Source organism: Haloarchaeobius marinus, assembly GCF_051207415.1.
Taxonomy (GTDB): Archaea; Halobacteriota; Halobacteria; order Halobacteriales; family Natrialbaceae; genus Haloarchaeobius.
Window position 1 is genome coordinate 733,940 of sequence record NZ_JBPKGD010000002.1, and the last position, 25,625, is coordinate 759,564.

The 25,625-nt window shown below is 64.6% G+C and carries 16 protein-coding genes and 1 pseudogene; 9 read left to right on the forward strand and 8 right to left on the reverse strand.

What is annotated here, in order from left to right:
* The first annotated feature begins 62 nt into the window (after nucleotides 1-62).
* From ACSC1W_RS09775 to ACSC1W_RS09785, 3 genes are all read left to right on the forward strand, one after another.
* On the forward strand, nucleotides 63-3,044 hold the full coding sequence (locus tag ACSC1W_RS09775; protein WP_435347072.1) for an STT3 domain-containing protein: 2,982 nt from the start codon (nucleotides 63-65) through the stop codon (nucleotides 3,042-3,044).
* A gap of 55 nt (nucleotides 3,045-3,099) precedes the next feature.
* Nucleotides 3,100-4,026, forward strand: coding sequence for a DUF368 domain-containing protein (locus ACSC1W_RS09780; RefSeq protein ID WP_435347073.1), 927 nt, complete (start codon nucleotides 3,100-3,102; stop codon nucleotides 4,024-4,026).
* Between the two features lie 255 nt (nucleotides 4,027-4,281).
* Nucleotides 4,282-4,401 (forward strand): DUF7503 family protein, encoded by a 120-nt coding sequence (locus ACSC1W_RS09785; protein ID WP_435347676.1) that lies wholly within the window; start codon nucleotides 4,282-4,284, stop codon nucleotides 4,399-4,401.
* Nucleotides 4,402-4,424: 23 nt separating this feature from the next.
* On the opposite strand, the gene ACSC1W_RS09790 is transcribed toward ACSC1W_RS09785, so the two are convergent.
* From ACSC1W_RS09790 to glpA, 4 genes are all read right to left on the reverse strand, one after another.
* On the reverse strand, nucleotides 4,425-6,500 hold the full coding sequence (locus tag ACSC1W_RS09790; protein WP_435347075.1) for a hypothetical protein: 2,076 nt from the start codon (nucleotides 6,498-6,500) through the stop codon (nucleotides 4,425-4,427).
* Between the two features lie 439 nt (nucleotides 6,501-6,939).
* Nucleotides 6,940-8,220, reverse strand: a complete 1,281-nt coding sequence (locus tag ACSC1W_RS09795) for an anaerobic glycerol-3-phosphate dehydrogenase subunit C (RefSeq protein WP_435347077.1) — start codon at nucleotides 8,218-8,220, stop codon at nucleotides 6,940-6,942.
* Nucleotides 8,217-9,515 carry a glycerol-3-phosphate dehydrogenase subunit GlpB gene (glpB, locus tag ACSC1W_RS09800; RefSeq protein WP_435347078.1) on the reverse strand — a complete coding sequence of 433 codons (1,299 nt, stop codon included), beginning with the start codon at nucleotides 9,513-9,515 and terminating at the stop codon, nucleotides 8,217-8,219. The genes ACSC1W_RS09795 and glpB overlap by 4 nt, the downstream gene beginning before the upstream one ends.
* Nucleotides 9,512-11,221 (reverse strand): anaerobic glycerol-3-phosphate dehydrogenase subunit GlpA, encoded by a 1,710-nt coding sequence (gene glpA, locus ACSC1W_RS09805; RefSeq protein WP_435347080.1) that lies wholly within the window; start codon nucleotides 11,219-11,221, stop codon nucleotides 9,512-9,514. The genes glpB and glpA overlap by 4 nt, the downstream gene beginning before the upstream one ends.
* A 249-nt stretch (nucleotides 11,222-11,470) precedes the next feature.
* On the opposite strand from glpA, the gene glpK reads away from it, so the two are divergent.
* From glpK to ACSC1W_RS09820, 3 genes are all read left to right on the forward strand, one after another.
* Entirely contained in the window at nucleotides 11,471-13,012 is a 1,542-nt protein-coding gene (gene glpK / locus ACSC1W_RS09810) for a glycerol kinase GlpK (protein ID WP_435347082.1), read from the forward strand.
* A 2-nt stretch (nucleotides 13,013-13,014) separates the two neighbouring features.
* Nucleotides 13,015-14,190, forward strand: coding sequence for a DUF7973 family transport facilitator (locus tag ACSC1W_RS09815; protein WP_435347084.1), 1,176 nt, complete (start codon nucleotides 13,015-13,017; stop codon nucleotides 14,188-14,190).
* A gap of 96 nt (nucleotides 14,191-14,286) precedes the next feature.
* Entirely contained in the window at nucleotides 14,287-15,468 is a 1,182-nt protein-coding gene (locus tag ACSC1W_RS09820) for a Cdc6/Cdc18 family protein (RefSeq protein WP_435347085.1), read from the forward strand.
* Between the two features lie 936 nt (nucleotides 15,469-16,404).
* Here ACSC1W_RS09820 and ACSC1W_RS09825 read toward each other — a convergent pair.
* Nucleotides 16,405-16,530 carry a hypothetical protein gene (locus ACSC1W_RS09825; RefSeq protein WP_435347086.1) on the reverse strand — a complete coding sequence of 42 codons (126 nt, stop codon included), beginning with the start codon at nucleotides 16,528-16,530 and terminating at the stop codon, nucleotides 16,405-16,407.
* 838 nt (nucleotides 16,531-17,368) lie between these two features.
* Between ACSC1W_RS09825 and ACSC1W_RS09830 the strand changes: the two genes are divergently transcribed.
* The gene (locus tag ACSC1W_RS09830; RefSeq protein WP_435347088.1) at nucleotides 17,369-17,860 is read left to right on the forward strand and encodes a hypothetical protein; all 492 of its coding nucleotides are present in this window, start codon (nucleotides 17,369-17,371) and stop codon (nucleotides 17,858-17,860) included.
* Between the two features lie 437 nt (nucleotides 17,861-18,297).
* Here ACSC1W_RS09830 and ACSC1W_RS09835 read toward each other — a convergent pair whose 3' ends face one another.
* The 3 genes from ACSC1W_RS09835 to ACSC1W_RS09850 all read right to left on the reverse strand — a co-directional run bounded on the left by ACSC1W_RS09835 (nucleotide 18,298) and on the right by ACSC1W_RS09850 (nucleotide 22,074).
* On the reverse strand, nucleotides 18,298-18,750 hold the full coding sequence (locus ACSC1W_RS09835; RefSeq protein ID WP_435347090.1) for an outer membrane protein assembly factor BamB family protein: 453 nt from the start codon (nucleotides 18,748-18,750) through the stop codon (nucleotides 18,298-18,300).
* 80 nt (nucleotides 18,751-18,830) lie between these two features.
* Nucleotides 18,831-20,156 (reverse strand): outer membrane protein assembly factor BamB family protein, encoded by a 1,326-nt coding sequence (locus ACSC1W_RS09840; RefSeq protein WP_435347092.1) that lies wholly within the window; start codon nucleotides 20,154-20,156, stop codon nucleotides 18,831-18,833.
* A gap of 544 nt (nucleotides 20,157-20,700) precedes the next feature.
* Nucleotides 20,701-22,074 carry an outer membrane protein assembly factor BamB family protein gene (locus ACSC1W_RS09850; RefSeq protein ID WP_435347094.1) on the reverse strand — a complete coding sequence of 458 codons (1,374 nt, stop codon included), beginning with the start codon at nucleotides 22,072-22,074 and terminating at the stop codon, nucleotides 20,701-20,703.
* Nucleotides 22,075-22,613: 539 nt separating this feature from the next.
* On the opposite strand from ACSC1W_RS09850, the gene ACSC1W_RS09855 reads away from it, so the two are divergent.
* Nucleotides 22,614-23,951, forward strand: a complete 1,338-nt coding sequence (locus ACSC1W_RS09855; RefSeq protein ID WP_435347096.1) for a hypothetical protein — start codon at nucleotides 22,614-22,616, stop codon at nucleotides 23,949-23,951.
* A gap of 80 nt (nucleotides 23,952-24,031) precedes the next feature.
* Nucleotides 24,032-24,301, forward strand: a pseudogene (locus tag ACSC1W_RS09860) (IS5/IS1182 family transposase); the annotation flags it as partial.
* Nucleotides 24,302-25,625: the final 1,324 nt, after the last annotated feature.

Sequence of the window (25,625 nt, forward strand, 5' to 3'; positions counted from 1 at the left end):
ACGTATCTGCCTTCGAACGGATTACACAAGGCTTATTCGTGGCATCAGACTTTTCCCGTACAATGAGCACGTCGACCGGCGAGGAGACGGAGTCGGAGGAGGTCCCCGGCGCGTCCGTCCTCGAGGTTTTCAACAGATGGTATCACGTGCCAGGCATGGGGCTGATCATGCTCTTCATGTTCTGGATACGCCTCAAACCACTCGACAACTTCGTCCGTGGCGGCGAGGTGTTCTTCGCGGGGAACGACGCCTGGTATCACTACCGCCAGGTGTCGTGGACGGTCCGTAACTGGCCGTGGACGATGCCTTACGACGTCTACTCCGAGTTCCCGACGGGCGTCCGCGCCGACCAGTTCGGGACCCTGTTCGACCAGCTGGTCGCGACGGGAGCGCTCGTCGTCGGACTGGGCGACCCGTCCCAGCACACCGTCGCGATGTCCCTCCTCGTCGCGCCGGCGGTCTTCGGGACGCTCGTCGCCATCCCGACGTACTTCATCGGGAAGCGACTCGGCGGCCGTCTCGGCGGCATCTCGGCCGCACTCGTCCTGGCCCTGCTCCCCGGCGTCTTCCTCCGACGGAGTACGGTCGGGTTCTCCGACCACCACGTTGCCGAGGTGCTGTTCCAGGCCCTCGTCGTCCTCGGCGTCATGGTCGCCCTCCGCTCGGCCGAGCGAGAGAAGCCCGTCTTCGAACTCGTCCTCGACCGCGACTGGGACGCCCTCCGCACGCCGACGAAGTGGGCGGCGCTCTCCGGCGTCGCGGTCGGCCTCTACATGTGGGTCTGGCCGCCGGCAGTCGTGATGCTCGGCATCCTCGGCGTCTTCTTCACCGTCGCACTCGTCGTCGAGTACCAGGCCGGCCGGTCCCCGGATCACATCGCGTACACGGGCGTCGTGATCGGCGTCGTGAGCGCGGTCGTCACCCTGCTCAACCTCGACAAGTTCGGCTTCGACGTCACCTCGCTGTCGTTCCTGCAGGTCGGGATGGCGTTCGGACTGGCCGCCGGGAGTGCGTTCCTGGCCTACCTCGCGCGGGTCTGGGACCGGACCGACGTGGAGACGCTCCGGAACGCCAGCCTCGGCCCCGCGGTCTTGCTGTTCCTCGGCATCCTGCTGGCTCCCGTCGTGGGCTTCCCGTTCCTCGGACTGCCGTTCGGGTTCGTCTTCGTGTTCGCCGCCGGGTTCGCACTCGGCTCGTACTACCTGACCGAGAACGAACGGGCGGCGTACTACCCGGTCGCGATCGCGTCGACGATGGTCGCCGGGCTGCTCGCGATGCGCCTGGTCATCCCGGACACGTTCGGGCTGTTCGTCCGGAACATCAACCGGACCATCGCGCTGAACCAGAGCGACACCACGCTGACCATCGGTGAGGCACAGGCCGTCGTCCCGGCGGGCGAACCGTTCTTCCAGGTCGCCACCCAGTTCTTCGGCGCACAGTACGGTCTGACGTACATCCTGGCGCTCGTCGCGCTCGTCTGGCTCGTCGGCTACCTCTACGCCACCGACAGCTATCGTGCGGAGTACCTGTTCGTCACCGTCTGGACCGTCTTCGCGTTCCTGATGGCGCTCACGCAGGTCCGGTTCAACTACTACCTCGTCGTCACCGTGGCCGTGCTGAACGGCTGGTTCATCGGCCAGGTCGCCTCGTTCGTCGGCCTGACGAACCTCGCCGAGAAGGCGTACGACGTCGAACCGTACCAGGTCCTCGCGGTCGTCTCCGTCCTGATGCTCGTGTTCGTCCCGCTCATCCCGCCGGTGAACATGACCGGGACGACGGTCGACCAGCAGGCCGCAGGCCTCTCGCCCGGGGGGGTCCTCACTTGGAACGAGAGCCTGCAGTGGATGGAACAGAACACGCCCCAGGAGGGGCAGTACGGCGGTGCAGACGGCGACCTCGGCTACTACGACCGCTACCCGAACCAGGACGACTTCGCCTATCCGGAGGGATCCTACGGCGTGATGTCGTGGTGGGACTACGGTCACTGGATCACCGTGAAGGGCGAACGGGTGCCCGTCGCGAACCCGTTCCAGCACAACGCCAGGGAGGCGTCGGCCTACCTGCTCGCCCAGAACGAGACGCGCGGCGAACTCCTCCTCGAGGCGCTCCCGTCACAGAGCGAGGCCGACCGGCCCATCTACGAGATGAGCAACGAGGAACTCCGGACGCTCGTCGACCAGCAGACGGACCAGCAGGCCGGTGAGGACACCCGGTACGTCGTCATCGACTACCAGATGGCCGGGAGCAAGTTCGGCGCCATCGCGACGTGGACCGGCCCCGAACCGAGCACGTACTTCAACCAGCGCGAGAACGTGACCGTCGGTGGGACCCAGACGGCACTGCCGGCGACCTCCGAGCAGTACGAGAACACGATGCTGTCCCGGCTGTACTTCGACGATGCCGAGGGCATGGAGCACTACCGACTCGTCCACGAGTCGTCCTCGCAACAGCTGTTCGCGTCCATCGCCCAGAACCAGAGCGGCCAGCTCCAGGCGACCGGCTTCGTCAACCAGCCGCTGTCGAGACTGAGCCCCCGGGTCCAGGGTCAGGTCCTGTTCGGGTCCCAGTACCAGCTCTACGACACCCGCCAGGAGGCGTCGGTGAAGACGTTCGAGCGCGTCCCCGGTGCGACGCTCACCGGACAGGCCGACGTCTCGGAACCGACCGAGGTGACGGCGCGGGTCGAACTCGGGTCCGACGCGCTCAACCGGACGTTCAACTACACCCAGACCGTCCAGACGGACGCGAACGGGAACTTCGAGATAACCGTCCCGTACGCCACCGACGACTCGGTGAGCGTCGAGGACGGTAGCACCGACGTGGCAGTCGAGGCCACCGGCGACTACGTCGTCACGGTGGGCAACCAGACGGGTACCGCGTCGGTGCCCGAGAGCGCCGTGATGACCGAGGGAGGCGACCCCATCACCGTCACGTTCGACGGGAACGCCTCGGCACAGACCGACGACACGACCGGGGACGAGTCCACCGAGGACCGGACCGCCGGCGCCCTCGAACCCGCCCAGGTGCTCGCCCGGTCGGCCTGACGTCACGGCCCTCGAAGGGGAACCGTTTTCCGCGTGCCTCAGGTACCGTGAAGCGATGCGTTCGCTACTGACGGTCTATCTGAAGGGGTTCCTCATGGGGGCGGCTGATACGGTCCCGGGCGTCTCCGGCGGCACCATCGCGTTGATAACAGGCATCTACGAGCGGTTGATCGACGCCATCACGTCCGTCGACCCTGGCGACGTGGAAGTCCTGGGCCGGCTCCACACCGCGGAGGGACGTGCCGACCTGGCAGCCCTGTTCGTCCGCGCCGACGCGCTCTTCCTCGCCGTGCTCGGGTTCGGCATCGCGTCGGCCGTCGTCACCCTCTCGCGGTTCCTCCACACCGCCGTCCAGGAATACCCGGCGCTGATGGCCGCGTTCTTCTTCGGGCTCATCGCCGCGTCCGCCGTCGTCCTCTACTCCGAGGTCGACGTCAGGACGCCCCGGCGCCTCGCCGTCGCCGTCGCCGGCGTCGTCCTCGCGGTCGCCGTGACCGCCATCCCCGAGAGCCAGGTCGGGAACTCGCTCCCCGTCATCTTCGTCACGGGGATGATCGCCATCTGTGCGATGATACTCCCCGGCGTCTCGGGCTCGTTCTTCCTCTACGTGTTCCAGCAGTACGAGTACGTCACCGGGATGCTGAAGGAGTTCGTCGACGGCGTCATCGCACTCGCCGATGGCGGTGACCTGGCGGCGCTCACCGAGTCGTTCACCGTCGTCGCGACGTTCTGTCTCGGCGCGCTGCTCGGCCTCCTCACGATGTCCCGCGTGGTGAAGTGGGCCCTCGAACACTACCGCGAGGCGACGCTCACCTTCCTCGTCAGCCTGATGGTGGGCGGGCTCGCCCTCCCGCTGACGACGATCGCCGAGACGGAACCGACCTCGACCGGCGACCTCCTTCCCATCCTCGGACTCGCCATCGTCGGTGGTGCCCTCGTCCTCGGCGTCGACTTCGTGACGGACGACCTCGCGTACGAGTGACCACGAGCCGTGGCTACCGCTATCGGTGATAGCTGAAGGTTATCAAAATTGGCCAGGTGTTCATCCCTGAATAGAATAATAATCAGTATTAAGACTTTTGGCCAAGTACTATACTCGTTTGTACACTTATACACGGTATTAGTTCACAACCCTTTGCTACTTATGTAAAAAACCGTGAAATTTTATAAGTAATATTAAGATAATTTGATGTGTGTTCCCATTCTCGAATCAAGTACAATGTCCGAGAAAGGCACGATGCAGAACTGGCTATCGGAGCACCCGCGAATGATTGGCGTCCTGTTCATGATTCTCATGCTGATGATGCAGGCATCCCCCGTGATGGCGAGTGGAGCATCCGCTAGCCCGGGCCCGTAAACAACTGTTTTAATCGCCGTCCGTTACTCGAAGTTCACCGTACCGATAGCGTTGTTCCAGTGGAGCTCGTCACCGAACTCGACCGGTGAGACGGTCCACGTGAGATACTCGATCAGTTCTCTGTGGTCCAATTCGAACGTTCGCATCCGTCCAGGAAGCAAATAATACTCGTTGACCGTTTCGAGGGTGGGGAGCGCACGCGACCCGAGTTGGAGTTCCTTGGTCGGGTACGTCTGTATCGTCAGTTCGTACGTATCGTCCTCTCTCTCCTCGACGTGACAGACGAGGGGCGGCCCGCCGTCTGACTGGACGATGTCGACCGACCCGTCGCCGACGACCAGATACTGTTCCCCGATGCGCGTATGTTCGTGGACCAGTTCGACGGCCGCCCGCAGTGGAAAGCCAAGGTTGAGGAGGTGTGCCACTGCGTGGCCAATCTCGACGGCGTGTTCGTTGACGACGTCACTGAGGGTCGCGACACCACCGAAGGACCCCTTGTCGACGAGTGCCTCCGCCTGTTCGAACGACCGGCACGCGTTCAACAGGAACACGTTGACACCGATCGAATCGAGGTTCCGGACGTCGAGTTCGCCGTCGGTACATCTGAGACCCGTCGGCGTCGCGTGTCCGATGTAGTGCAGGAAGTCACAGGCATCGTCAGTCAGGAGGTCGGCGAGGTCGTCCTGCGGGACTCCGAAGTGAGAGTCGACGTTGTACGGTTGGTCCTCCCGCTTCCCGTAGACGTCGTCCAGGGTCACCTGCTCGTCGAGCATCCGGGGATCGTTGCACACCACGGTGATGTTAATCGACTCGCTGCGCTGGCCCTGTTTGAGCTGGTGCTCGAACGATTTGACGGACGCCTTCGACGCACCCATCGGAAGTTGGTCTCCGAACCACGCGTGTTCGATAGATTCGTCGTTACAGTCCGGTTCGACGAGGGACAGTGAGACCTCTTCCTGCGTCGAGTTTCGAGCGCCAGAACGACGAACCGCTGAATCGACGGTCTGCGTCGTGACGGTGCGTGAGATGGTTCGCGTCGTTCCGTGAGGGGACCTGATGACTCCGAGGTCGTTGACGATGTGCGGCACCGCTTCGACGTGCTTCGCATCTGCCGGGACGTGTGCAGTCAGACACCAGCGTGGGAGGTGTGGTTCGATGACGTCGAACGGGACCGAGAGATACGCCTCCAACTGGTTCGGGAGCGGTTGCCCGTACATTTCTGCAATGTCGAAGGGTAACTTCGGTTCGACCAGTTGTCGTTCGTAGAGCTCTACCTGGTGAATCCCCTCGGTTCTGACCACGCAGTCCAGAAAGAGGGTCTGTTTCAGGATTTGGGCGACGTCATCCTCGAAGCGACGCCCGTCAGCGAGCCCGTGTTCGAATTGGCCCATCCGTATCTTCGGCTCTGATGCGGGGACGATGTCCGCACCGAGATAGAACGCGAGGGGAGCAGCAGCGTAGACGTACTGTAACTCGCTGGGAACGCCGATTTCGACACCTGTCCCTGCAGGCGAGAAATCGTCCGGGATGTCGAGTTCGTCCCCGAGTTCGAGGAGCGGTGGATGGCCCCGGAGGGTCGGATACGACCGCTCCACGGATGTCGTTTTGAGCGCCGACGACAACGCGCTAATCGCGGTCATCACGTCGTTCGGGTCGGCCGAGGTGGTGATGGTCCCTGCTGGATTCTTGTGGTAGGTGCGGACGCCGAACTCGACGGTCGCCCGGTCCGAGAAGTCGACGCGGAGCGAATCCGCCCCGTTCCTGACGACCGGCTCCCCCTCGAAACGCCAGTAAAGCTTGACCGGTCCCGAGATGTCGAGGCTGTACACGTTCGTGTCGAGTCGGAGCTCGGTCTGGTGTGTGACGGGCCTGTCGTACGTTCCACAGGCACTTCGGAGATACACCTCTTCGGCGCGGTCGATGAACAGACGTCCCGTCTCTATCGTGAACGCAGCGTCCACCGGAAATTCGAAATCCTCGGGGTCCGTCGGCGTCGGCGAGACGGCGTCGTCGGTGACGACCTGGAGCCGTCGCTGCTTGATCTGGTCCGTGATGGCGACGCCGTACGGATCGTCCGTTGCTGTATAGCTGACTTTCATGGTGTCCCGGCTGAGGGGTCGGGCTTCGATGGGTGACGCGTGATCGTCGCCGACGTGGACGGGCGACCGCGTTCCATGCAGACGGACCCCCAACTAGCTGTCAATGTGGGATTCTGGGGGGAATCTCCGGGGGTAGCACTGCCATGGGTCGGCCCGGGCACGACTGGTTGGTGACTGTCTTTGACGTTATATACCGGTCGGGATACTTAAATTTCCGGTTGGTGGTTGTATCACAGATGAAATGTTACCAGTTGAGTACAGTGAACGACGGCCGTCGAACCTGCAGTAGAGAGCTCGAGCGACCGACCAGGCAGCGGCTAGTTCCGTGGTCGATCGGTCGTCCACTCGGGACGGCTCTTTCGCTCGACGTCGCAGCTGATACCGAGGATTACACAGGGGTCCCTGAGACCGAAGAACAGTGCGGACTGACCCACCGGCGTCAGTCGCCGGCGAGTGCCGAGTCGAGGACTTCGAGGGTGTGCCTGACCGGGTTGCCCGACCCGTGTTCCATCTGCATCGCACACGTCGGACACTCCGTCAGGCCGGTCTCGGCGTCGGCGTCAGCCATGTGTTCGAACATCTCCTCGCCGACGGCCATCGACGTCTCGTAGTTCTCGGACTTCCAGCCGTAGGTCCCGGAGATGCCCGAACAGGACTCGCCGACGTCGTGGGCCTCGACGCCGGAAACGTGGTCGAGGACCGACACCGTCTGCCCGTCGAGGCCCTGGTTGCGGGCGTGACACGGCGCGTGGTACGCGAGGTCGGGGACGTCCACCTCGTCGGCCGCCGCGAGTTCGGCCTGGAGGTCCTCGTGGAGGCGGAGGTACTCGACGGCGTCGTAGGTGTGGGCGGCGACGCGGTCGGTGTCCGGGAAGTCGAACAGTTCGGGGTACTCCTGGCGGAGCGCCATGGAGCAGGAGGTACACGAACAGACCACGTCGAACCCGTCGTCGACGAGGTCGGCGAACGTCTCAACGTTGAACCGGGCGGCACGACGGGCGTCGTCGAGCATCCCGTTCGCGAACATCGGCGTGCCCGAACAGCGCTGGTCCGGGACGCGGACCTCGTACCCGAAGTGTTCGAACACGCGGACCAGGGCCTTGCCCACCTCCGGGGTGTTGTAGTTGGCGTAGTCCCCGTGGAAGTAGGCGACGCGCTTGTCGTCGCTCTGGACCTGTGGCCCGTCGCGGTCCGACCACCACTCGCGGAACGTCTCGGTCGCGAACTCGGGGAACTCGCGCTCGGACGTGATGCCGAGCACCCGGTCGTTGAACGCCTGGACCAGTCGGTTGCCCATGACGGCGTTGGTCAGGCGGGGGACCTTCGACCCGAGTCTCGCCATGGTGCCGTAGTTCGCGAGCAGGCGGTTGCGCCAGTACTCGACCGAGCGCTTGCTCATCGACTCCTCGACGTACGCCGCCCGGGCCGTGTTGTGCATCTGGCTCAGGGGGACGTCCGAGGGGCACGCGCCGTCGCAGCGCATGCAGTTCGAGCACTTCATGATGGACTCGTCGACGTCGTGGTCCTCCTTGCGCTTGAGGCGCCACTGTTCGGGCCCCTGGAACTTCGGGCCGGGGAACTCGTCGTCCACCTCGGCGACCGGACACGACGTATCGCACGTCGAGCACTTGTAGCAGTCGTCCGCCCCGGGGCGCAGGTCGGCCTCGCCCTCGGGGAACACCTGGATCGGTTCGAAATCGCTGTCGTCGTCTGTACTCATGAATCCTCTCTGGCTTCTGGCTCTGCTCCGTCGGTCGGGTCCGCTGTGCCACCTGTCGCCTCGGTGCCGGCGCGCGTTCCGGCCTGCCACCCGGTCGCCAGCGAGACGCCGCTGGCGGCCTTCTGCAGGGCGACGTCCGCACCGCCGACGACCGCACCCGCCGCCCCGAGGTTCTCGTAGGCGACCGCCCCGTCGGCGTCGAGCGGTCGGGCGTCGGCGCCGATGCGGACGCCGAAGCGGGCGAACGCGTGGTCGCCGAACGGGTCGTCCTCGAACCAGTCGTACCGGTCGCCGGGCTGTGGGACGTGGAGGTCGAACACGGGTTCGTAGACGCCCTCGCGGTCCGAGTCGATGCCCTCGCCGACGAGGCCGCCCGTCGCGAGGACGACTTGCTCGGGCCCGTAGGGCACCCGTGCGCCGTTCCGGTCGACGACGACCGACTCCACGCGGCCGTCGTCGGCCTCGAAGTCGACGACGGGGACGCCGGTGACGAGTTCGACCCCCGCCGCCTCCAGTGCGCTGCGAAGGTGGTTCCTGAGGCGGCCACCCGCGATGCTCGGCGGGCCGGTCGGCACCTCGAACACGGCGACGTCGTGCCCGGCGTCGGCGAACGCGGCCTCGAGGTCGGCACGGACCCGGTCGGGGTCCTCGCCCAGCACGGCGGGGAAGCCGACGCGCTCTGCGTCCGCGACCTGTGGCGCTATCTTCTCGGCGAGTTGCTCGCGGACGGCCGCGTTCGATTCCAGCAGGTTCGCGTACCGGGTCCGCTTGGCGTCGTCCCGCAACCGGGGGAACCGGACGGTGACGCCGCGCACGTCGCCCGGGACGGTCCCGGCCAGTCGGTCGGCCGCGAGTCTCGCGTCGAAGTCGGCGTCCGAGGCGAACCCGACGAGCAGCGTCTCGCGTCCGTCGCCTGCGACGCCGGGTGCGACGCTCGCCGGGTACCGGTACGTCGGCTTGACCGTCCCGTGGGTGGTCGGCACCAGCGCGTTCCGGTCGCCACCGCGGTACGCGTCCCCGGTCACGTCGTCGAACAGGTCGAGGCCCGCCCGGAGCGCGTCCGTCCCGACGACCCGGTACGGGTGCGAGTCGGGGAGGTCCGCGAGGGCGGCGAACGGGTCGGCGACGAGGTCGCCGTCGACCCGGCCGAGCACGTCGACGAGACCAGACGCCTGCCGGAGGGTGCTCTCCGCCTTCGAGACGAGGGTGACCGACGCGCCGGTCCGGGCCGCCGAGAGCGCGGCCACCGACCCGGCGAGGCCGCCGCCGACCACGAGGACGTCGGTTCGGATCACGTCCGGTCGCCCCCGGGTCCGCCGTCGGTTCTCGCCTCGTCCTCCGCCGCCGGGCCGCGGGCGAAGGCGTCCCAGTCCACGTCTTCGTCGTCGCCGTCGCGGTTCCACGTCGTCGCGTGGAGCAGCTGGTTCAGCATCGCCTGCGAGAGCTGTTCGCCCCACAGCGCGTGACGGTGACCCTTCCAGCGCTCGTCCCAGAGTTCGGTCAGCGACTGGTCGACCGTGCCGGCGTCGTACTCGGGGTGGAGTTCGTTGGCCAGTCGGTGACAGCAGAACCCGCCCTGGCAGTTGCCCATCGACGCCCGCGTCCGGATGCGGACGCCGTTGAGTTCCGTGCCGGCCTGGTCGATGGCGTCGCGCACCTCGGCGCGGGTGACCGCCTCGCACTCGCACAGGACGGGGTTCGGGTCGTCGGTGTCGAGCACGTCCGGCGCCCGGGAGCCGAGTCGTTGCTTGCTCCGGCGGGCGACGGGCGAGCGCAGACCGAAGTCGGCCATCGCCTCGTCGAGTCGGTCGAGGTTCTCGCTCCCCGGGAGGGGTTCGTCGGCGGTCGCGCACGACGCGCGCACGCCGAGGACGTCGCAGACGTGGTCGGCCACGTCCTCGGCCATCATCCGGTAGGTGGTGAACTTCCCGCCGACGACGGTGGCGAAGCCGTCGATGCCGTCGCGTTCGTCGTGGTCGAGGAGGAAGAAGTCGCGGGTGATGTCGGTGGGGTCTGCCGTCCCCGTCTCGGGCGGTTCGTACAGCGGCCTGACCCCCCAGAACGACCGGACGGTCCGGGCGTCGGCGAGGATGGGGACGAGCTTCGAGAGCTCGTCTATCATGTGGTCGACCTCCCACTGCTCCTCGGGGTAGTCCTCGGGGTCGGAGACCTCCTCGTCGGTCGTCCCGAGGATGGCCGTCGTCTCGTGGGGGACGACGATGTCGGCGTCGCCCTTCGGCTTGCACCGGTTGACGACGGTGTCGACCTGCCGGACGTTCATGACGACCATGACGCCCTTCGACGGGCGGACCTCCACGTCGACGCCCGCCATCTCGCCGACCTGCCCGGACCACGCGCCCGTCGCGTTGACGACGTACTCGGCCTCGATGTCCTCGGTCGTCCCGGGCACGCCGTGTTCCCGCTTGCCCGGCCCCGAGGTGTGTTTCACGCGCGCCCCCGTGACGCGGTCGCCGTCGGTGAGCAGGCCGACCACCTCGGCGTGGCTCTCGATACGTGCGCCGTGGTCGACCGCCGAGACGGCGTTCGCCACGACCAGTCGGAACGGGTCGACGGCCCCGTCGGGGACCTGGATGGCCCTGTCGACGTCCTTCGCGAGGTAGGGTTCGACCTCGCGTGCCTCCGGGCCCGAGAGCACCTCGGCCGGGATGCCACACTCACGACAGCCCCGTAGCTTCTCCTCGAAGTACTCAGCCGAGTCCTCCGGGCGCTTGACGAACAGGCCGCCGGTCATCTCGACGCAGTGACCGGCGATGTCGCGCAGGACGCGGTTCTCCTCGATACACTCCGTGGCACTGGCCTGGTCCGCGACGGCGTACCGACCGCCGCTGTGGAGGAGGCCGTGCATGCGGCCGGTCGTCCCGTGTGTCAGGTTCCCTTGCTCCACGAGGGTCACGTCGACGCCGCGCATCGCGAGGTCGCGCGCGATGCCGGTGCCGGTGGAGCCGCCCCCGATCACGAGAACGTCGGTAGTCGTTGCCATCCGGTTGTAGACACTGCGTGCCGCGAGCACTTCATTTTTTATCCTCAGGTGGGGGGTGCCAGTAACGACCCGTTGTCAGAGTCCGGTTCGAGTCGATTCGTCGCCGCAGTACCCGAAATAGGCGGCTAACAGGCCGAGAGAACCGGGAGAGTGTGAACGACCCACACAAGTTTTAACATGATGGACCGTGGTGTTTACTGGTAATGGTGGGCTGGAAGTAAATATTCGCCCACCGGCACGGAGACAACTATGGCAGGTACGACATACGTCGGCGCGATCGACCAGGGAACGACAGGGACGCGCTTCATGGTGTTCGACCACGGCGGGCAGGTCGTCGCCAACGCGTACGAGAAGCACGAACAGATATACCCGGAACCAGGCTGGGTCGAGCACGACCCGATGGAGATCTGGGAGAACACCAAATCGGTCGTCCAGACCGCGCTCGGCGAGGCCGACCTCGACCCCTCGCAACTCGAGGCAATGGGCATCACGAACCAGCGCGAGACGACGCTCATCTGGGACCCCGAGACGGGCAAGCCCGTCCACAACGCGCTGGTCTGGCAGGACCGTCGGACCACCGACCGCGTCGAGGAACTCGAGGCGGAGGACAAGGTCGAGTGGATCCGCGAGAAGACCGGCCTCGAGGCCGACGCGTACTTCTCGGCGACGAAGGCCGAGTGGCTGCTCGAGAACGCCGACCCCATCAAGATGGAGCGCGCCCGTCCCCAGGACGTCCGCGACCGGGCCGAGGCCGGCGAACTCCGGATGGGCACCATCGACAGCTGGCTCATCTACAAGCTGACCGGGAACCACATCACCGACGTGACGAACGCGTCCCGGACGATGCTGTACAACATCCGGGACATGGACTGGGACGACGAACTCCTCGACGAGTTCGACGTGCCCGAGAGCCTCCTGCCCGAGGTCCGTCCGTCGAGCGACGACGAGACGTACGGGACGACCGACCCCGAGGGCTTCCTCGGTGCGGAGGTTCCCGTCGCCGGCGCGCTCGGCGACCAGCAGGCGGCGCTGTTCGGCCAGACCTGTTTCGACGAGGGCGACGCGAAGAACACCTACGGCACGGGCTCGTTCTTCCTGATGAACACCGGCGAGGAGGCCGTCGCGAGCGACCACGGCCTGCTCACGACCATCGGCTTCCAGCGGTCGGGCGAACCCGTCCAGTACGCCCTGGAGGGAGCCATCTTCATCACCGGCGCGGCCATCGAGTGGCTGGAAGACGTCGAACTCATCAAGGACCCGGCCGAGACGGCGGAACTCGCCCGGAGCGTCGACTCCACCGACGGCGTCTACGTCGTCCCGGCGTTCACCGGACTCGGCGCGCCCCACTGGGACGGTCGCGCCCGCGGGACCATCGTCGGGATGACCCGTGGCACCCGGCGCGAGCACCTCGTCCGGGCGACGCTCGAATCCATCGCCTACCAGACGCGCGACGTCGCCGAGGCGATGGAGGCCGACTCCGGCATCGACATGGGCCGCCTGCGCGTCGACGGCGGCGCGGTGAAGAACAACTTCCTCTGCCAGTTGCAGTCCGACATCCTCGGGACCGACATCGTCCGCCCCGAGGTGGACGAGACGACGGCCCTCGGGTCGGCGTACGCCGCCGGCCTCGCCGTCGGCTACTGGGAGACCGTCGACGAACTCAGGAAGAACTGGCAGGTCGACCGCGAGTTCGAACCCGAGGGCGACCGCGAGCAGATCGAGGCCAACTACGCCCGCTGGGACGACGCCGTCGAGCGCAGTCTGAACTGGGCACAGGAGGGAGGTGACTGACGATGTTCGACCCGATCCCGCTGCAGTTGCTCGGCTACACTGCCCAGGAGTGGGTCGTCTTCGGCCTCGCCGCCTTCGCCGGCGGCGCGTTCGGTGCCTCGCTGGGTGCCCTCCCGGCGTTCATCTTCACCGGGTTCATGGTCGTCGCTGGTGAGGCGGTGAACACCCTCGGGCGGAGCGTCAGCGGCGCGATGGAAGGGCCCGCCGCCGAACTCGGTTCGGTCGGCATCACCGGACTCATCGCCTTCGGCCCGCCGTTCTCCCCGGCCATCAGTTTCGCCGGCGGTGCGGCGGCGGCCGCCTACGCCGCCGACAGGGGCTACATGGAGAGCGGCTTCGACTACCACAACGCGAAGGACATCGCGTACGCCCTCGGGACGAAACCGGACGTGCTCGCGGTCGGCGGCGTCTTCGGTATCATCGGGCTCGTCCTCACCCAGCTCTCGGCCACGTTCGCCGCCCCCTGGGACCCCATCGCGATGGGGGTCGTCCTCTCGGCGCTCATCCACCGCATCGCCTTCGGGTACCCCATCATCGGTGAGGTTCGGGGGAACATCCTCGACATGAGCCCGTTCGAGCGCGAGGAGATGCGCGTCGTGGGCGACGCCGCGACGTCGGGCGGCGGCGGCGACACCGCCACCGACGGTGGCACCGCCACGTCGGACCGCCTCCTCGTCGAACCGTGGCTCCCCCACCAGTACAAGTGGGCCAACGTCGCCATGCTCGGGTTCGTCGTGGGCATCTTCGGCGCGTTCGTCGCGCTCGTCACGGAGAGCTACTTCCTCGCGTTCGGCATCAGCGCGGCCACCCTGGTGTTCCTGAACTGCGGCGTCGAGAACATCCCGGTCACGCACCACATCACCATCATCTCCTCGACGGCGGCGCTGGCCATCCTCGGCTTCGGGGCCGGCGGCGAGGGACAACCGGCGCTGCAGGAGGGCGCGTTGCTCTTCGTCGACGCGGCACCCGCCGACCTGCCGGCCATCGCGCTGGTCGTCGGTGCGGTGTTCGGCATCATCGCCGCGCTCTTCGGCGAGCTGTTCCAGCGCGTGTTCTACGCCCACGGCGACACGCACTGGGACCCGCCGGCAGCGGCGATCGTGTTCGGGTCGCTGCTCATCGCACTGCTGTACCTCGCAGGGATCTTCCCGGCCCCGGGATACGTCCCCATCCCGTGACGGGGCGGTGAAACCGCCGCGTCAACAGGCAATTTATTGCACCGACTCTCGTAGCCGCGCTACGACGCCACTGCAGTTACCAGTTCGACACGTACGATGGATCTGAAAGCACGGATACGCCGCCGCCAGCGAACCGGCGACGACTCGCCGGTCGTCCTCGAGTACGACGCCGTCAGCCCGGTCGCCCACGTCGAGGAACCGACCGGCCGGGGGCCGGTCCTGGAACGACTGCTCGACTTCCTCGACCCGGTGTTCGACCGTCGGCTCCCCCCGAACGCCTACGTCTGGGGCCCGCCCGGCTCCGGGAAGTCGGCGGTCGTCACGGCGCTGTTCGCCCACCTCGACAGGCTGCTCTCCCAGACCGGGTCGGTCATCCACACGACGACGCGGGCGCGACCGAGGCCGGCCCCGTCGTTCGTCTACGTCGACGCCCGACTCGCGGGTAGCGACTTCACGCTGTATCACGCCGTCCTCGACGAACTCGTCGACGAGTCGGTGCCGAAGCAGGGCGTGCGGACGGAGACGCTCCGGTCGCGGCTGGAGGACCGCCTCGCCGGACCCGACCAGCAGGCGGTCGTCGCCGTCGACCACGTCGGCGAACCCGACACGGTCTCGCTCTCGGCGCTGGGCGAGACGTTCGAGCCGATGACCGACACGCTCACCTGGGTCGCCGTCGGTCGCACGCCGCCGGCCGAGTTCCCGGCCGACGCGCTCCCGCCCGAGCGCATCGAGGTGCCCTCGTACCGCCAGCACGCGCTGGTAGACCTGCTGACGAGTCGCGCCTCGGACGGCCTCGCCCGGCAGTCGTTCGAGCACGAGCAGATCCGTCGCATCGCCGACTGGGCCGAGGGCGACGCCCACGACGCACTCGCCGCGCTGTTCGGTGCGGCCGACGTGGCGACGACGGCGGGCCACGGCAGCATCCGCGAGCGCGACCTGAACGCTGGGATGAACGCCGTGCCCCGGCCGTCGGTCGCGCTCGGTCGGGTGCTGACCCTGCCCGAGAACCGGCAGCTCGTCCTCCGGACGCTCATCGACCTGCCCGAGGCGGAGGCCACGTCGGTCAGCGACGCCGCCGACGCCATCGCCGACTCGTCCCGGGTCGACCTCACGGCCGCGACCGTCACCCGGTACCTGTACGAACTCGCCGAGGTCGGCATCACCGACCGCGTAGCGAGCCAGCGACCGACGGACGGCGCGGGTCGACCCCCGAGCCGACTCGAACCGCGGTTCCCGACCATCGTGTTCCGCCGGCTGTACGACCTCCAACGCGAGTGACGGCGTGACGCCGGTGTGACCGAACCGGCGACGTGTCATCCGGCGTGAACAGCATCGTGGTCTCGGACGCGTTCGTCGCCACCGTCGAGTACGTACTCGATCGACGAGGGGTCGGTCTTCCCTGGGGATAATTTCGTCGTCCCTGAAGTTTCGACGGTCCGGTCTACGCGACCGTGCTGCATCGAACGCGCGTATCGTCGTGGGTCCAGGGGAGGTGCACGTACGCCGTCCCGCGTTACACGGCTGTAGCTGCGGGGGGTGTCACGGATCGATTCTACAGCTCGACGACGCCGGTTCCTGCTCCCGTCTGTTCTGGGTGCGAGAGAAATTCGCGTTTGGTGTACTCATCGCGTATCTCTTTCCAGAACCGACTCACTCCGTTCCACCATTGTCGCCCGACAGAGACGTGCCGTTCTCGGAGGGCCTCGGCACGTCGGAATCGCGTCGCCTTCTCTCGTTGGTCCGTGGCGTGCCGTTTGATGTCGTGAAATACGACGACTCCGTCGTCGCCAACCAAGCGTCGGTACATCTCGAAGTCCTGGTTGACGCCCTCGTACGAGCGATCGCCCCCGACAGACCGACCGCACGCTGGGCGTGTTCGACACCTTTGGGTCGTTCGGTGGCGTCGCCGCCCCAGCCGCGGTGGTTCTCTTCATGGGCCGCCCAGGCGTGGTTGGAGCGAGTTGGCGTACGACGGTTTTCTCCTCGCCGGCGTCGTCGGAATCGGCGTCGGTGCCGCCGTCGTCTGCCTCGGTCTGGGTTCCCACGGTTATCGCCCGGTCCGCAGCGCGTACCTCGTGTCGACCATCCCGACAGCAGTCACCGGTGGCAATCTCGGCGCGGTCCGTACGCTCCTGATGGTCGCCCGCGCAGGTTCCCCCGCACTCGTCGGCATCCTCTCCGAGACAGTGGGGTTCCAACCCGCGTTCTGGCTCCTCACCGAGTCAACTCGTAGATACCCTCCCGGTAGATTGGCTCGACATCCTCGTAGTAGGTGTGGATGTACTCGTCGATGGCACCCATCTCTTCCATCGTGGCTGATCCAGGTATATCGCTACGCATGTCAACGACTTCTCTGATTCAAGTTCCACAATCGGTTCGAAGCGGTTTCCGTTCCGCAGGGTGCTCTAAAGACTCGCTACGCTACTATTGGTTGTTCCACAATCGGCCTGAACCCCCGCAAGTAGAGCTGTACTCCCTGTTGTGAACTGATTGTGGACGGGGCTTCTAGCGCGGGGTCGATGAGTGAGGATGCGCCGAATTTCGTCGAAATCAGGAGGTTGGGCTCTCGATGGGGGTGTTCGTGCGTCGTTCGACGTGCGCAAACTGAGGTGTCGAGTGGTCTCTCTGGGAGACCTGATTTTCCACAATCGGTCGCTGTCGTGCGGTTTTGTCTGTGAGGGGATTCGTCGAACGGGACTGCAGGTTTCCTGCGAGATCGTGGCGCTCGCGTTTCGGTCGAATCCGGGCTTCTCAGGGGTCCTATACCGACACCGAGGTTTCCAGACCAGGCCATCAGTTTGGCTCCGCTCTCGTTCCACAATCACCTCCATCACAGCGATAGCGTCCCTCTTGCGGGGGCTGAGGCCGATTGTGGAACGACGCAGACCGAACGAGCGAGGCTATCGGGTGTTGTCAGCGAGTTTCAGGACACTATTCCGATTGTGGACGAACCCCCTACCTCGCCGACACGTTATGGCGGGCTGTTCGAGGCCCGATCGAGCACCAGAGCACAGCGACCTCCAGTGTGTGTCAGCCACCCACCTCCCGGAGTGTGAACATGTACAATTGTATGTGCCGTCTGCAATCGTGAGCGCCTGGCCCAGAGCCCCGGCGAGCGGCTGTGTCTACATTCTCGACAGCCACCGTATTTTTGTATGGGTTGATACGTAGAGGGGGCTTGTCGGAGCGTGGGCTGGGAAGAGGAGAGCGACTCGTCTCCGAACTCGAAACGGCGTACGATGAACCAGTCCAGTATGCGACATTCAGAGCGCCGGAGTGGACGAGACTCGTCGTGAGCGGTTCTGAACTCGGGAAGTTCGACCCGTATCCCAGCATCGGCTGCAACTGGCTGACTGGTGGCGATACGCTCGCTGGTGCCGTCGATAGACTACAGGCCGGAGAGTTCGACGACGAGTTCCCAGGCGTTGTCGAGAAGATCGCAACGCTACGTCGACAGTTCCCCGATCATGGGATCGATGCGGTCATCGTTCGACAATACGAGAAGATCTGGCCACCGGTGACCCTCGACGGGAATCATCGGGCCCGGGCGGCTATTCTGGCGGCAAGGTTCTGGCGGCAAGGGATGGTCTGGACGTGGAGTTGGAAGTGTACGTCAGTCACGTGGTCGCCACTGGAAGACATCCCGTTTGAGCAGGTGCACACGCCGTAGCATCGGCCAGAAGGATACCCAGTCTGTTTGCTACAACGTCTCTGGTACATTCACAACCCTACGGACCGGCTATTTCGCCGAATATGGCTCTGCTGAACCCTCAGCCCATGAACTGTTTCAGGGCCTGTGCTGCATAGAGAGCGCAAATATAGCACACCATGCTCCGTAATCGGCGCCGGCATCGTTCGCTCGGCGTCGACGGTTCAGGTATCAGTTTCGCTCCCGACGCGACAATTGGAATGAGAGTATATACTTATCTCGCCGCGGTCCGCCCATACGTCACCACACCGCGCTGTGTCTGACAGATTCTGCGTGGGGTTCAGTGCCTCGTGCCGAGTGCTCGTGTTGCCTACAGGTCGCGTGTCCAGTATGTGTCGAACATCGGCGGTGAACGCCACCAAGAGCCCTGCTTCGGCCGTCCCAGGGCCTGAGAGTCCCTATTCGACGTTCATTCGGTCGCGACGATGCAGGAGGTAGCCTGCTGCACCGAGACCGGTAAGTGCGCCCAGAACACCGTAGCCCGGTATTTCAATGACAGAACTCGGAGTACCGTCCTCGGGGCGTGGCGGACGACCGTCGCCTGCAGCTATCGCGTACAGGTTGTCACTCGAATCCCCGATGTAGACGGTCCCGTCGGCCACCGTCGGTGATGTGTGAACCGGACTGTCGAGTTCGAAGTGCCACAGTTCGTCGCCCGTCTCGGCGGCCACTGCGAACAGGGTGAGCCCAGTCCCGACGAAGACGATTCCGTCACGGGGGCGACCGACTCGTCCGGCCCCTCGGCGGGGAGAACCACGGCTCGCGCTGGACGTCGCTGGTCGTCCTGAACCATGTACAACCCACCTGGTGACGAGTTCGCGGAACTGCGTCCACCAGATGCGTGACAGCACGGCGCAAGCGTCTCATCGTCCATGGATGGTGCCGGATCGTGTCACCAGTACAGGCCACGATTGCTACTCGTCCGTGTCCATCACCCAGACAGACAGTGCCCGGCCACCATGACCGAGCACTCACCGAACGCGTAGAGGTCTCCGTGATTCGACGCGAGGAAGACGAGGTCGGAGGTGACCGCTGGAGTCGCGGTTCGAGCGTGTTCGTTGCGGCCCATCTCCACTCGACTCAGCTCCTCACCGGTGGCGGCGTCGACGACGAACAGGTAGCCGTACGACCGATCACGTTCGATAACCCCCGGAGTATAGACGGCGTCACCAGAGACGACGGGCGTGTTGTCGAGGAAGAACCTCGGTTCACCGCGCTTGCTCTGCCACTGCTCGTCTATATCGAGCCCAAATCGCCAGACGCGCTCACCCGTCTCGAGCCGGCGAGCTTCGAGGCCGAAGTACGTCGCGAGATAGACGCGCCCGTGGGCTACGCTCAGTCCAGCCTCTGCCCACCGGTGACCGATCGGCACCTGCCAGCGGAGCGAGCGGTCACTGCGGTCTAGTGCGACGAGCGTCTTCTCCTGGTTGCCGTGCTCGAGCGGCACGAGTAGCAGGTCGTCGACGACGGTCGGAGTCCCGTCGATCGGCGCCTCCCAGCGCCAGCGCTCTGTGCCGGTCGCCATATCGAGCGCGACGAGTCCCTCACCGAGAAACGGGACGTAGACCACGTCGTCGGCCCCAGTCAGTTGCCACATTGTCTGCCACTCGGGGACGGCCACGTCCCAGCGTTCCTCACCGGTCACAGCGTCGACACCGTAGACGACCTCGTCCTGGTCGTCCTCGACCTGTGAGTCGTACGTTCCAGTCACGACCAGGTCGTCGGTCACGACGGGTGTGACGACGTCGGGCGCTTGCTGGTCGCCATAGAGGTTGTCGAACGCCCACTGTACGTCCCCCTCGGTGGTGAGCATCGTCAGTCCGGGCCTGGTCTGGAGGAACAATCGGTCCTCGTGGACGACCATCGAGTCCGAGTGATAGAAGTAGTAGGACTCGTCGGTCCGGAAGAGTTCGGTCGTCCACCGGGAATCGCCGGTCGCCGCGTCGAACGACTCGACCCACGCCCCACCGCGTTCGTCGCCTCTCGAGTCCTGTGAATAGCCGAGATAGAGCGTGCCGTCGTCGAGGACCGGCGAGGGGATAGCCGCAAAACTGTCTGGGCGTTTCCGGTGCCAGACGGTGTGGAGGTCCGTCTTCGGACCGTCGGTGGTCGCGTACCCGGTGTGGCCGTTGGTCAGGGTGCGACGGGGCCAGGAACCATCGGCAGTTGGCTGTTCGAGCGTGAGACAGCCGGCGGCGGTGATACCGACGCCTGCCGAGACGAAGCCGAGGAGTTCTCGGCGGGAGCTGGAGGGCATATATGAACTATGTCATACTGTTTCTGCATAATTCTTCACCACAGAGCTGCACCGATCTCGAGCTGGCACCCATCCTGGACCTTCCAGATTCCCAGCTATGAAACAGAGGGCGATCGCGTGCTGAATCCGTGCGCTGCATGCGGCAGGCAGGTTCTGCCAGACCCGCAATAGACGATTCAAAACGAGCAATGTATGGCGTTCGTAGGTAGTGTGTGTCGAACGCCACTCGGTGGAGACCACCTGGAGCCCTGTTTCTATAGTCTCGGAGTGTTCCTACTCGGCGTCCAGTGCGTACAGGTTGTCATCAGTACTCCCGACGAAGACGGTCCAGTCGGTCACCACCGGCGACGACTCGATTTCACCGTCGGTTTCCAAACGCCAAAGTTCGTCACCGCCTGTTGGCTCGGTTCCGCCCACCGTGAGTGGGAAGCTGGCCGTTCTGGCGCCAGGTTTCGCACGGCTCGCTTTCTCGCTCGGACGGGAACGACAAGACTCGGTGAAGACCGCCTGGAGCCCTGTTTCGACCCTCTCGGAGTGTTCCTGCTCAGCGTCGACGTTTCAGGAGGTAGCCTGCCGTAATCGAGAGGTATCCTGCTGCACCGACTCCGGCGAGTACGTCAGGAATACCGAAGCCCAGTATCGCGTCGTCAGAACTCGGGGTACCGTCGTCGGAGCGCGGAGGACGGCCGCCAGAGCGCGGAGAACGGTCGTCAGGGCCCGGAGAATCGTCGTCACCTGCATCGAACGCGTACAGGTTGCCATCGGAACTCCCGACGAAGACGGTGCCGTCGGTCACCGTCGGCGACAGGTGAACCCTGTCTTCGGTTTCGTATCGCCACTGTTCGTAGCCCGTCCCGGCGTCCACTGCGTACAGGTCGCTCTCGTCAGAACTCACGACGAAGACAGTGCCGTCGGCCACCGTCGGCGACGAGACGATGTCGTCACCGGCCTTGAAGTGCCACTGCAGGTCACCCGTCCCGGCGTCGACCGCGTACAGGTTACCGTAAAACCGATTCTGGTCCACGCACCCGACGAAGACGGTGCCGTCGACCACCGTCGCCGACGCACTGGAATAATCGCCGGTGATGAGTTCCCACTGTTCGTCGCCCGTGTCGGCGTCCAGTGCGTACAGTCTCGAATCCACGTGGAGGAAGACGGTGCCGTCGGTCACCGTCGGTACCGCGGGGATGCCGCCATCGGGCTGGAAGTGCCACTGTTCGTCGCCCGTCACGGCGTCCACTGCGAAGAGGGTAGTTGCGTAGGGGGTGTTTTTGGTGCTCTTGACGAAGACGGTGCCGTCGGCCACCGTCGGTGGCAGGTAAATCCCGTCGTCGGTTTCGAATCGCCACTGCTCCTCGCCCGAGTCGGCATCCACTGCGTACAGGTGCTGATCGTTACTCCCGACGAAGACGGTACCGTCGGCCACCGTCGGTACGTGCCTGATCATGTCGTCGGTTTCGAAGTGCCACTGTTCCTCGCCCGTCTCGGCGTCCACTGCGTACAGGTTGTCGTCCCAACTTCCGAAGAAGAGGGTGCCGTCGGCCACCGTCGGGGACGGCGGTCCGAAGAGGTCGGGTTCGTAGTACCACTGCAGGTCGCCCGTCCCGACATCCACCGCGTACAGGTTGTCGTCGTCACCCTCGACGAAGACGGTGCCGTCGGCCACTATCGGCGACGACGTGATACCGTGGTCGGTCTCGTAGTACCACTGCAGGTCACCCGTCCCGGCGTCCACCGCGTACAGGTTGTCATCGTCACTCCCGACGAAGACGGTTCCGTCGGCCACAGTCGGCGAATGACCGATTTCGCCATCGGTTTCGAACCGCCACTGTACGTCACCGCCAGCAGGCTCCGTTCCGGCCACCCTGAGCGGGAGGCTGGCCGTTCCGGCGATTCCCGCGCCTGTCAGCCGTAACATCGTACGCCTGTCGACAGCCATTGGTCACAATTCTCATACAATTTATTTAAATTGGCTGGATTGTTTTGAACCGTGACCGTTACGGGAGCGACCGACTCGACTAGCCTCTCGGCGGAGGGGATTCCGATTACGTCCCACGCCGGACGTCGCTGAACCGGCTGAACCCATCCTCTATCTCTCGTATGGCAGTTCTCCCAGCCTCTGCAGAAGTCGGATGAGGCGGCAAGATGCAGGGAGCGTATCGGGGACTGTCCTCCGGGTAACTGGGGAAAGGTGTGTTCGACAGACTCGGACTATCAGCTAGTCCAGTTCGATGGTAAATACATCACCGGGTGTCCCTCACGGAAAACATTTATAGTTGTTAGAAAGTCACGACACATGGTCCCTCTCCCACGACGGAATGTAAACCGTCCCGGTCTGGTAGTAACCGACCTCCCCACTGCCTGTAGCTCCAGATTTCCGTCGCCACAGGGGAAGACCGGCGCTTCGGAGTCACCCGTGACCCGTCACCGAGCGACGAGGGTATTTTACAGCCTCCAATGAACCGTCGAACGTTCCTCCAGAAGACGTGTCTCGTGGCCGGAATCGCCGGTTCGAGTTCGGTACCGGTCGGTGCACGGAGCGACCAGCGCTCTCCGCCCCCCGGAGTCGCGTGGCGACGCGACTTCGAGACCCTGGCTGTCAGGGACGCGATTCGGGCCCACGGAGGCGGATTCCTTCTCGTCGGCCTCACGAGGGACAACGCGGGACACCCGGACCCACCAGTTCGGGTCGCCGTCATCGACCCCGATGGATCCGTCCGGCGCTCGCGGGAAGTGCGTCCAGACGTCTCCGGGTCCGCCGACCGGTTGGACCTTGCCCTGCCAGCCGCCACACGAACGGAGAACGGCTACGCCATCGCTGCTGGGACGTGGCTGGCCCTCCTCGACCGCGACCTGACCGTGACGCACCAAGGGACCGCCCCAGCCGCAGACTGGTCGCTGCACAACTCGACCAGCGTCGTGGAGACTGCGAACGGCTTCTTTGTTGCAACGATCGTGAATCGGCCGGACAATTACTGGACGCTCGTGTTCGGCTTCGATTCGACAGGCGAACACCAGTGGACGCACACCTACGACAGGATGGAGGCGGCCTGGTTGTGCTTCCTGGAGCAGTACGGTGACGGTGTCGTCGTCGGATTTACTCGTTCGGGTGGACTTGGGCTCGTGACCATCGGCCCGGATGGAACGGAACGACGGAACTCGACGGTAGACGCGATACCAGGATTTCCCCCAGCAGCCGTCGACGACGACGGAGTCGTCGTATTCGGAGAAGGTGAGTTGGTCCGTCTCGACCGGGAGCACCGCGTGACGTGGCGTCGGTCCCTCGACCAGTCCGTCGGTGGATATCCGGTATCACTTTCACGAACCAGTGACGGCGGGTTCGTACTGCTGGCCGACAACGAGGACCGCTACGTGACGGTCGCGAAGACGGACCCCGACGGCCGACTCGAGTGGTCCGACCGGTACGCTGCGACGACCGACGACGTGGAACTCCTCGACCCGAGCGAGGTCCCTGAAGGCGGGACCCGTGGGATAATCATCGACTCGATGGCCGCAGTCGAAAGTCCACCCGGTGAGATACTCACCGTTGGTCAGCAACGAAGGGACTTCAGCAGCTGGGGATTTCTCGTCTCGGACGGGACTGAACGGCGACCGATCACTCCCACGCGAACGCCGACGCAGACGACTACTCGAACCACGACGACGGGGACGACAGTAGAGTCACGGACGACCGGAGACGGGGAGACGACACCCGGTTCGCCGGTTCCCGGCTTCGGCATCGGTGCCGCACTGGTCGGAACCGCTGCCGGACTGATCGCGAAACGACGGCCGTAACAGAATCTCTCCCCGAGAGTGAACTGCTGGACTTGCAGTCCCGGTCTGCCGGCGTTCTCGGCTCTTCGAAGGGTGAACACCAGAAGGTTCGCGCGTTAGCCCGTGACGCTGGTGTTCGTCCCCTCATCGAGCACCGAGAATTTTCGTCGCTCCACAGGGCGTGGAACTCCCGATTGGATGCCGACCTCTACGGGCAACGTAGTCAGAACGAGACGGTAAACTCTCGCATTAAACGGAAATATGGCGCATTCGTCCGCTCACGACGCTGGTGGAAGCAGTTTCGTGAACTCGTTGTCGGCTGTCTCACTCACAACATCGACAAGCCACTCGGAACGTTAGATGTAGAGTAGAGGTTACCGAAACGGGGCCCAGGTTTCGTTCACCCAATTCATTTATAGACTAAGCTCATATCTCACGATAATGTCAGACGGTCGTATTATTTCTCGGCGGAAAATTCTTGCCGTTACCGGGGGAGTGGTTGGCCTTGCAGGTGTTGGGTACGTCGGTGCACATCGGATTACTCGAAAAGGGTTCGTCAATGTCCGTATCGTCATCGGTGAGGACCTGGAGGGCAGTACAATCGTTGGCAGCGAGCAACTCTTAATGGAGCAGCTCAACTCCGATGGGTCCCCCCCAGATCGTCGATTCAATCCTGATTACCGCCAGTATTTTCCTGACGAACCGCCCCTGACAGTTTCACATTCCGCCCAGCAGGAGCTTCGTCAAGAGTTCGATCGAGTCGTGTACGCGCTGAGCCACTCCTGTCCCAATGCAGACTGTTCGACTCCCCGGGTTAGTCGCCACGATTTCAACAGCGTAAGGGTGGGAGACGAAGTCCGGCTCCTGTATCATTCTGGCGATAGCGCAACTATCATCCCATGACCCAACACAGGTTCTTGCCCTGCGTAATTCAGGTCGAGCAATAACTACGCAGTTCGAATTAACGGCTGTTTCAGCGTAAAGGTGTCGAACAAATAGGATTTCAACAGAGCCGTTTGACTCCAACGAGGCAGACGTTGGAAGGGGCGTAATCCAGACTGACGTACACCCGCGGCCGGACTCGACGAGGGAGCCTTACTGCAAGGACGCATCGGCCACCCGTTCGGGACCGGGCTGTTTTCATAATCGGTGAAACGCCGTCAGATAAGGTCTGCGTCTCGTTCGTCTACTCACAGCCGTTCGTTACCGGTTCATAATCGGCCGAAACCTCCGCAAGGTGGCGGGGACGTGGCCGAGACAGCCGCAACTAGGAACGGTAACCGACCATCGCCGTGGGGCCACACCCGGGCCAGAATCCAGACGGGCCACAGAAGGCCTCTACCGGCCGGATGGCCGAACCCGATGGGGGTCGGACGCTCCACGACGACGGTGGATAATCGACAGACGGGAACCGATTATGAAACTCACGAGGGGGCTCTCGACCCAGTCGTCGCGACGATCCGATATTCCCGTCCGGCGTGTACGGGCCCACTCGACCCGGTTCTGGCCCGTTTCGACGATTCCCGGCCCTCCACGGTCGTCGTTCATAATCGGGTCAGTCCACGCCCATGGCACGCTACTTGCGGACGATTCGGCCGATTATGAACCCGGATCGAGAGGTGGTGCGGGGTCGAGCGCCCGTCTCGTGCGGTCTCACCGGGCCGTTCCGATTATGAACGTCGACGGCTCTGTTGA

Excerpts from the sequence above, each read along its gene's own strand:
- ACSC1W_RS09775 (WP_435347072.1), top strand. The coding sequence starts at position 63 with ATGAGCACGTCGACCGGCGAGGAGACGGAGTCGGAGGAGGTCCCCGGC.
- ACSC1W_RS09780 (WP_435347073.1), top strand. The coding sequence starts at position 3,100 with ATGCGTTCGCTACTGACGGTCTATCTGAAGGGGTTCCTCATGGGGGCG.
- ACSC1W_RS09785 (WP_435347676.1), top strand. The coding sequence starts at position 4,282 with ATGCAGAACTGGCTATCGGAGCACCCGCGAATGATTGGCGTCCTGTTC.
- ACSC1W_RS09790 (WP_435347075.1), bottom strand. The coding sequence starts at position 6,500 with ATGAAAGTCAGCTATACAGCAACGGACGATCCGTACGGCGTCGCCATC.
- ACSC1W_RS09795 (WP_435347077.1), bottom strand. The coding sequence starts at position 8,220 with ATGAGTACAGACGACGACAGCGATTTCGAACCGATCCAGGTGTTCCCC.
- glpA (WP_435347080.1), bottom strand. The coding sequence starts at position 11,221 with ATGGCAACGACTACCGACGTTCTCGTGATCGGGGGCGGCTCCACCGGC.
- glpK (WP_435347082.1), top strand. The coding sequence starts at position 11,471 with ATGGCAGGTACGACATACGTCGGCGCGATCGACCAGGGAACGACAGGG.
- ACSC1W_RS09815 (WP_435347084.1), top strand. The coding sequence starts at position 13,015 with ATGTTCGACCCGATCCCGCTGCAGTTGCTCGGCTACACTGCCCAGGAG.
- ACSC1W_RS09820 (WP_435347085.1), top strand. The coding sequence starts at position 14,287 with ATGGATCTGAAAGCACGGATACGCCGCCGCCAGCGAACCGGCGACGAC.
- ACSC1W_RS09825 (WP_435347086.1), bottom strand. The coding sequence starts at position 16,530 with ATGCGTAGCGATATACCTGGATCAGCCACGATGGAAGAGATGGGTGCC.
- ACSC1W_RS09840 (WP_435347092.1), bottom strand. The coding sequence starts at position 20,156 with ATGCCCTCCAGCTCCCGCCGAGAACTCCTCGGCTTCGTCTCGGCAGGC.
- ACSC1W_RS09850 (WP_435347094.1), bottom strand. The coding sequence starts at position 22,074 with ATGTTACGGCTGACAGGCGCGGGAATCGCCGGAACGGCCAGCCTCCCG.
- ACSC1W_RS09855 (WP_435347096.1), top strand. The coding sequence starts at position 22,614 with ATGAACCGTCGAACGTTCCTCCAGAAGACGTGTCTCGTGGCCGGAATC.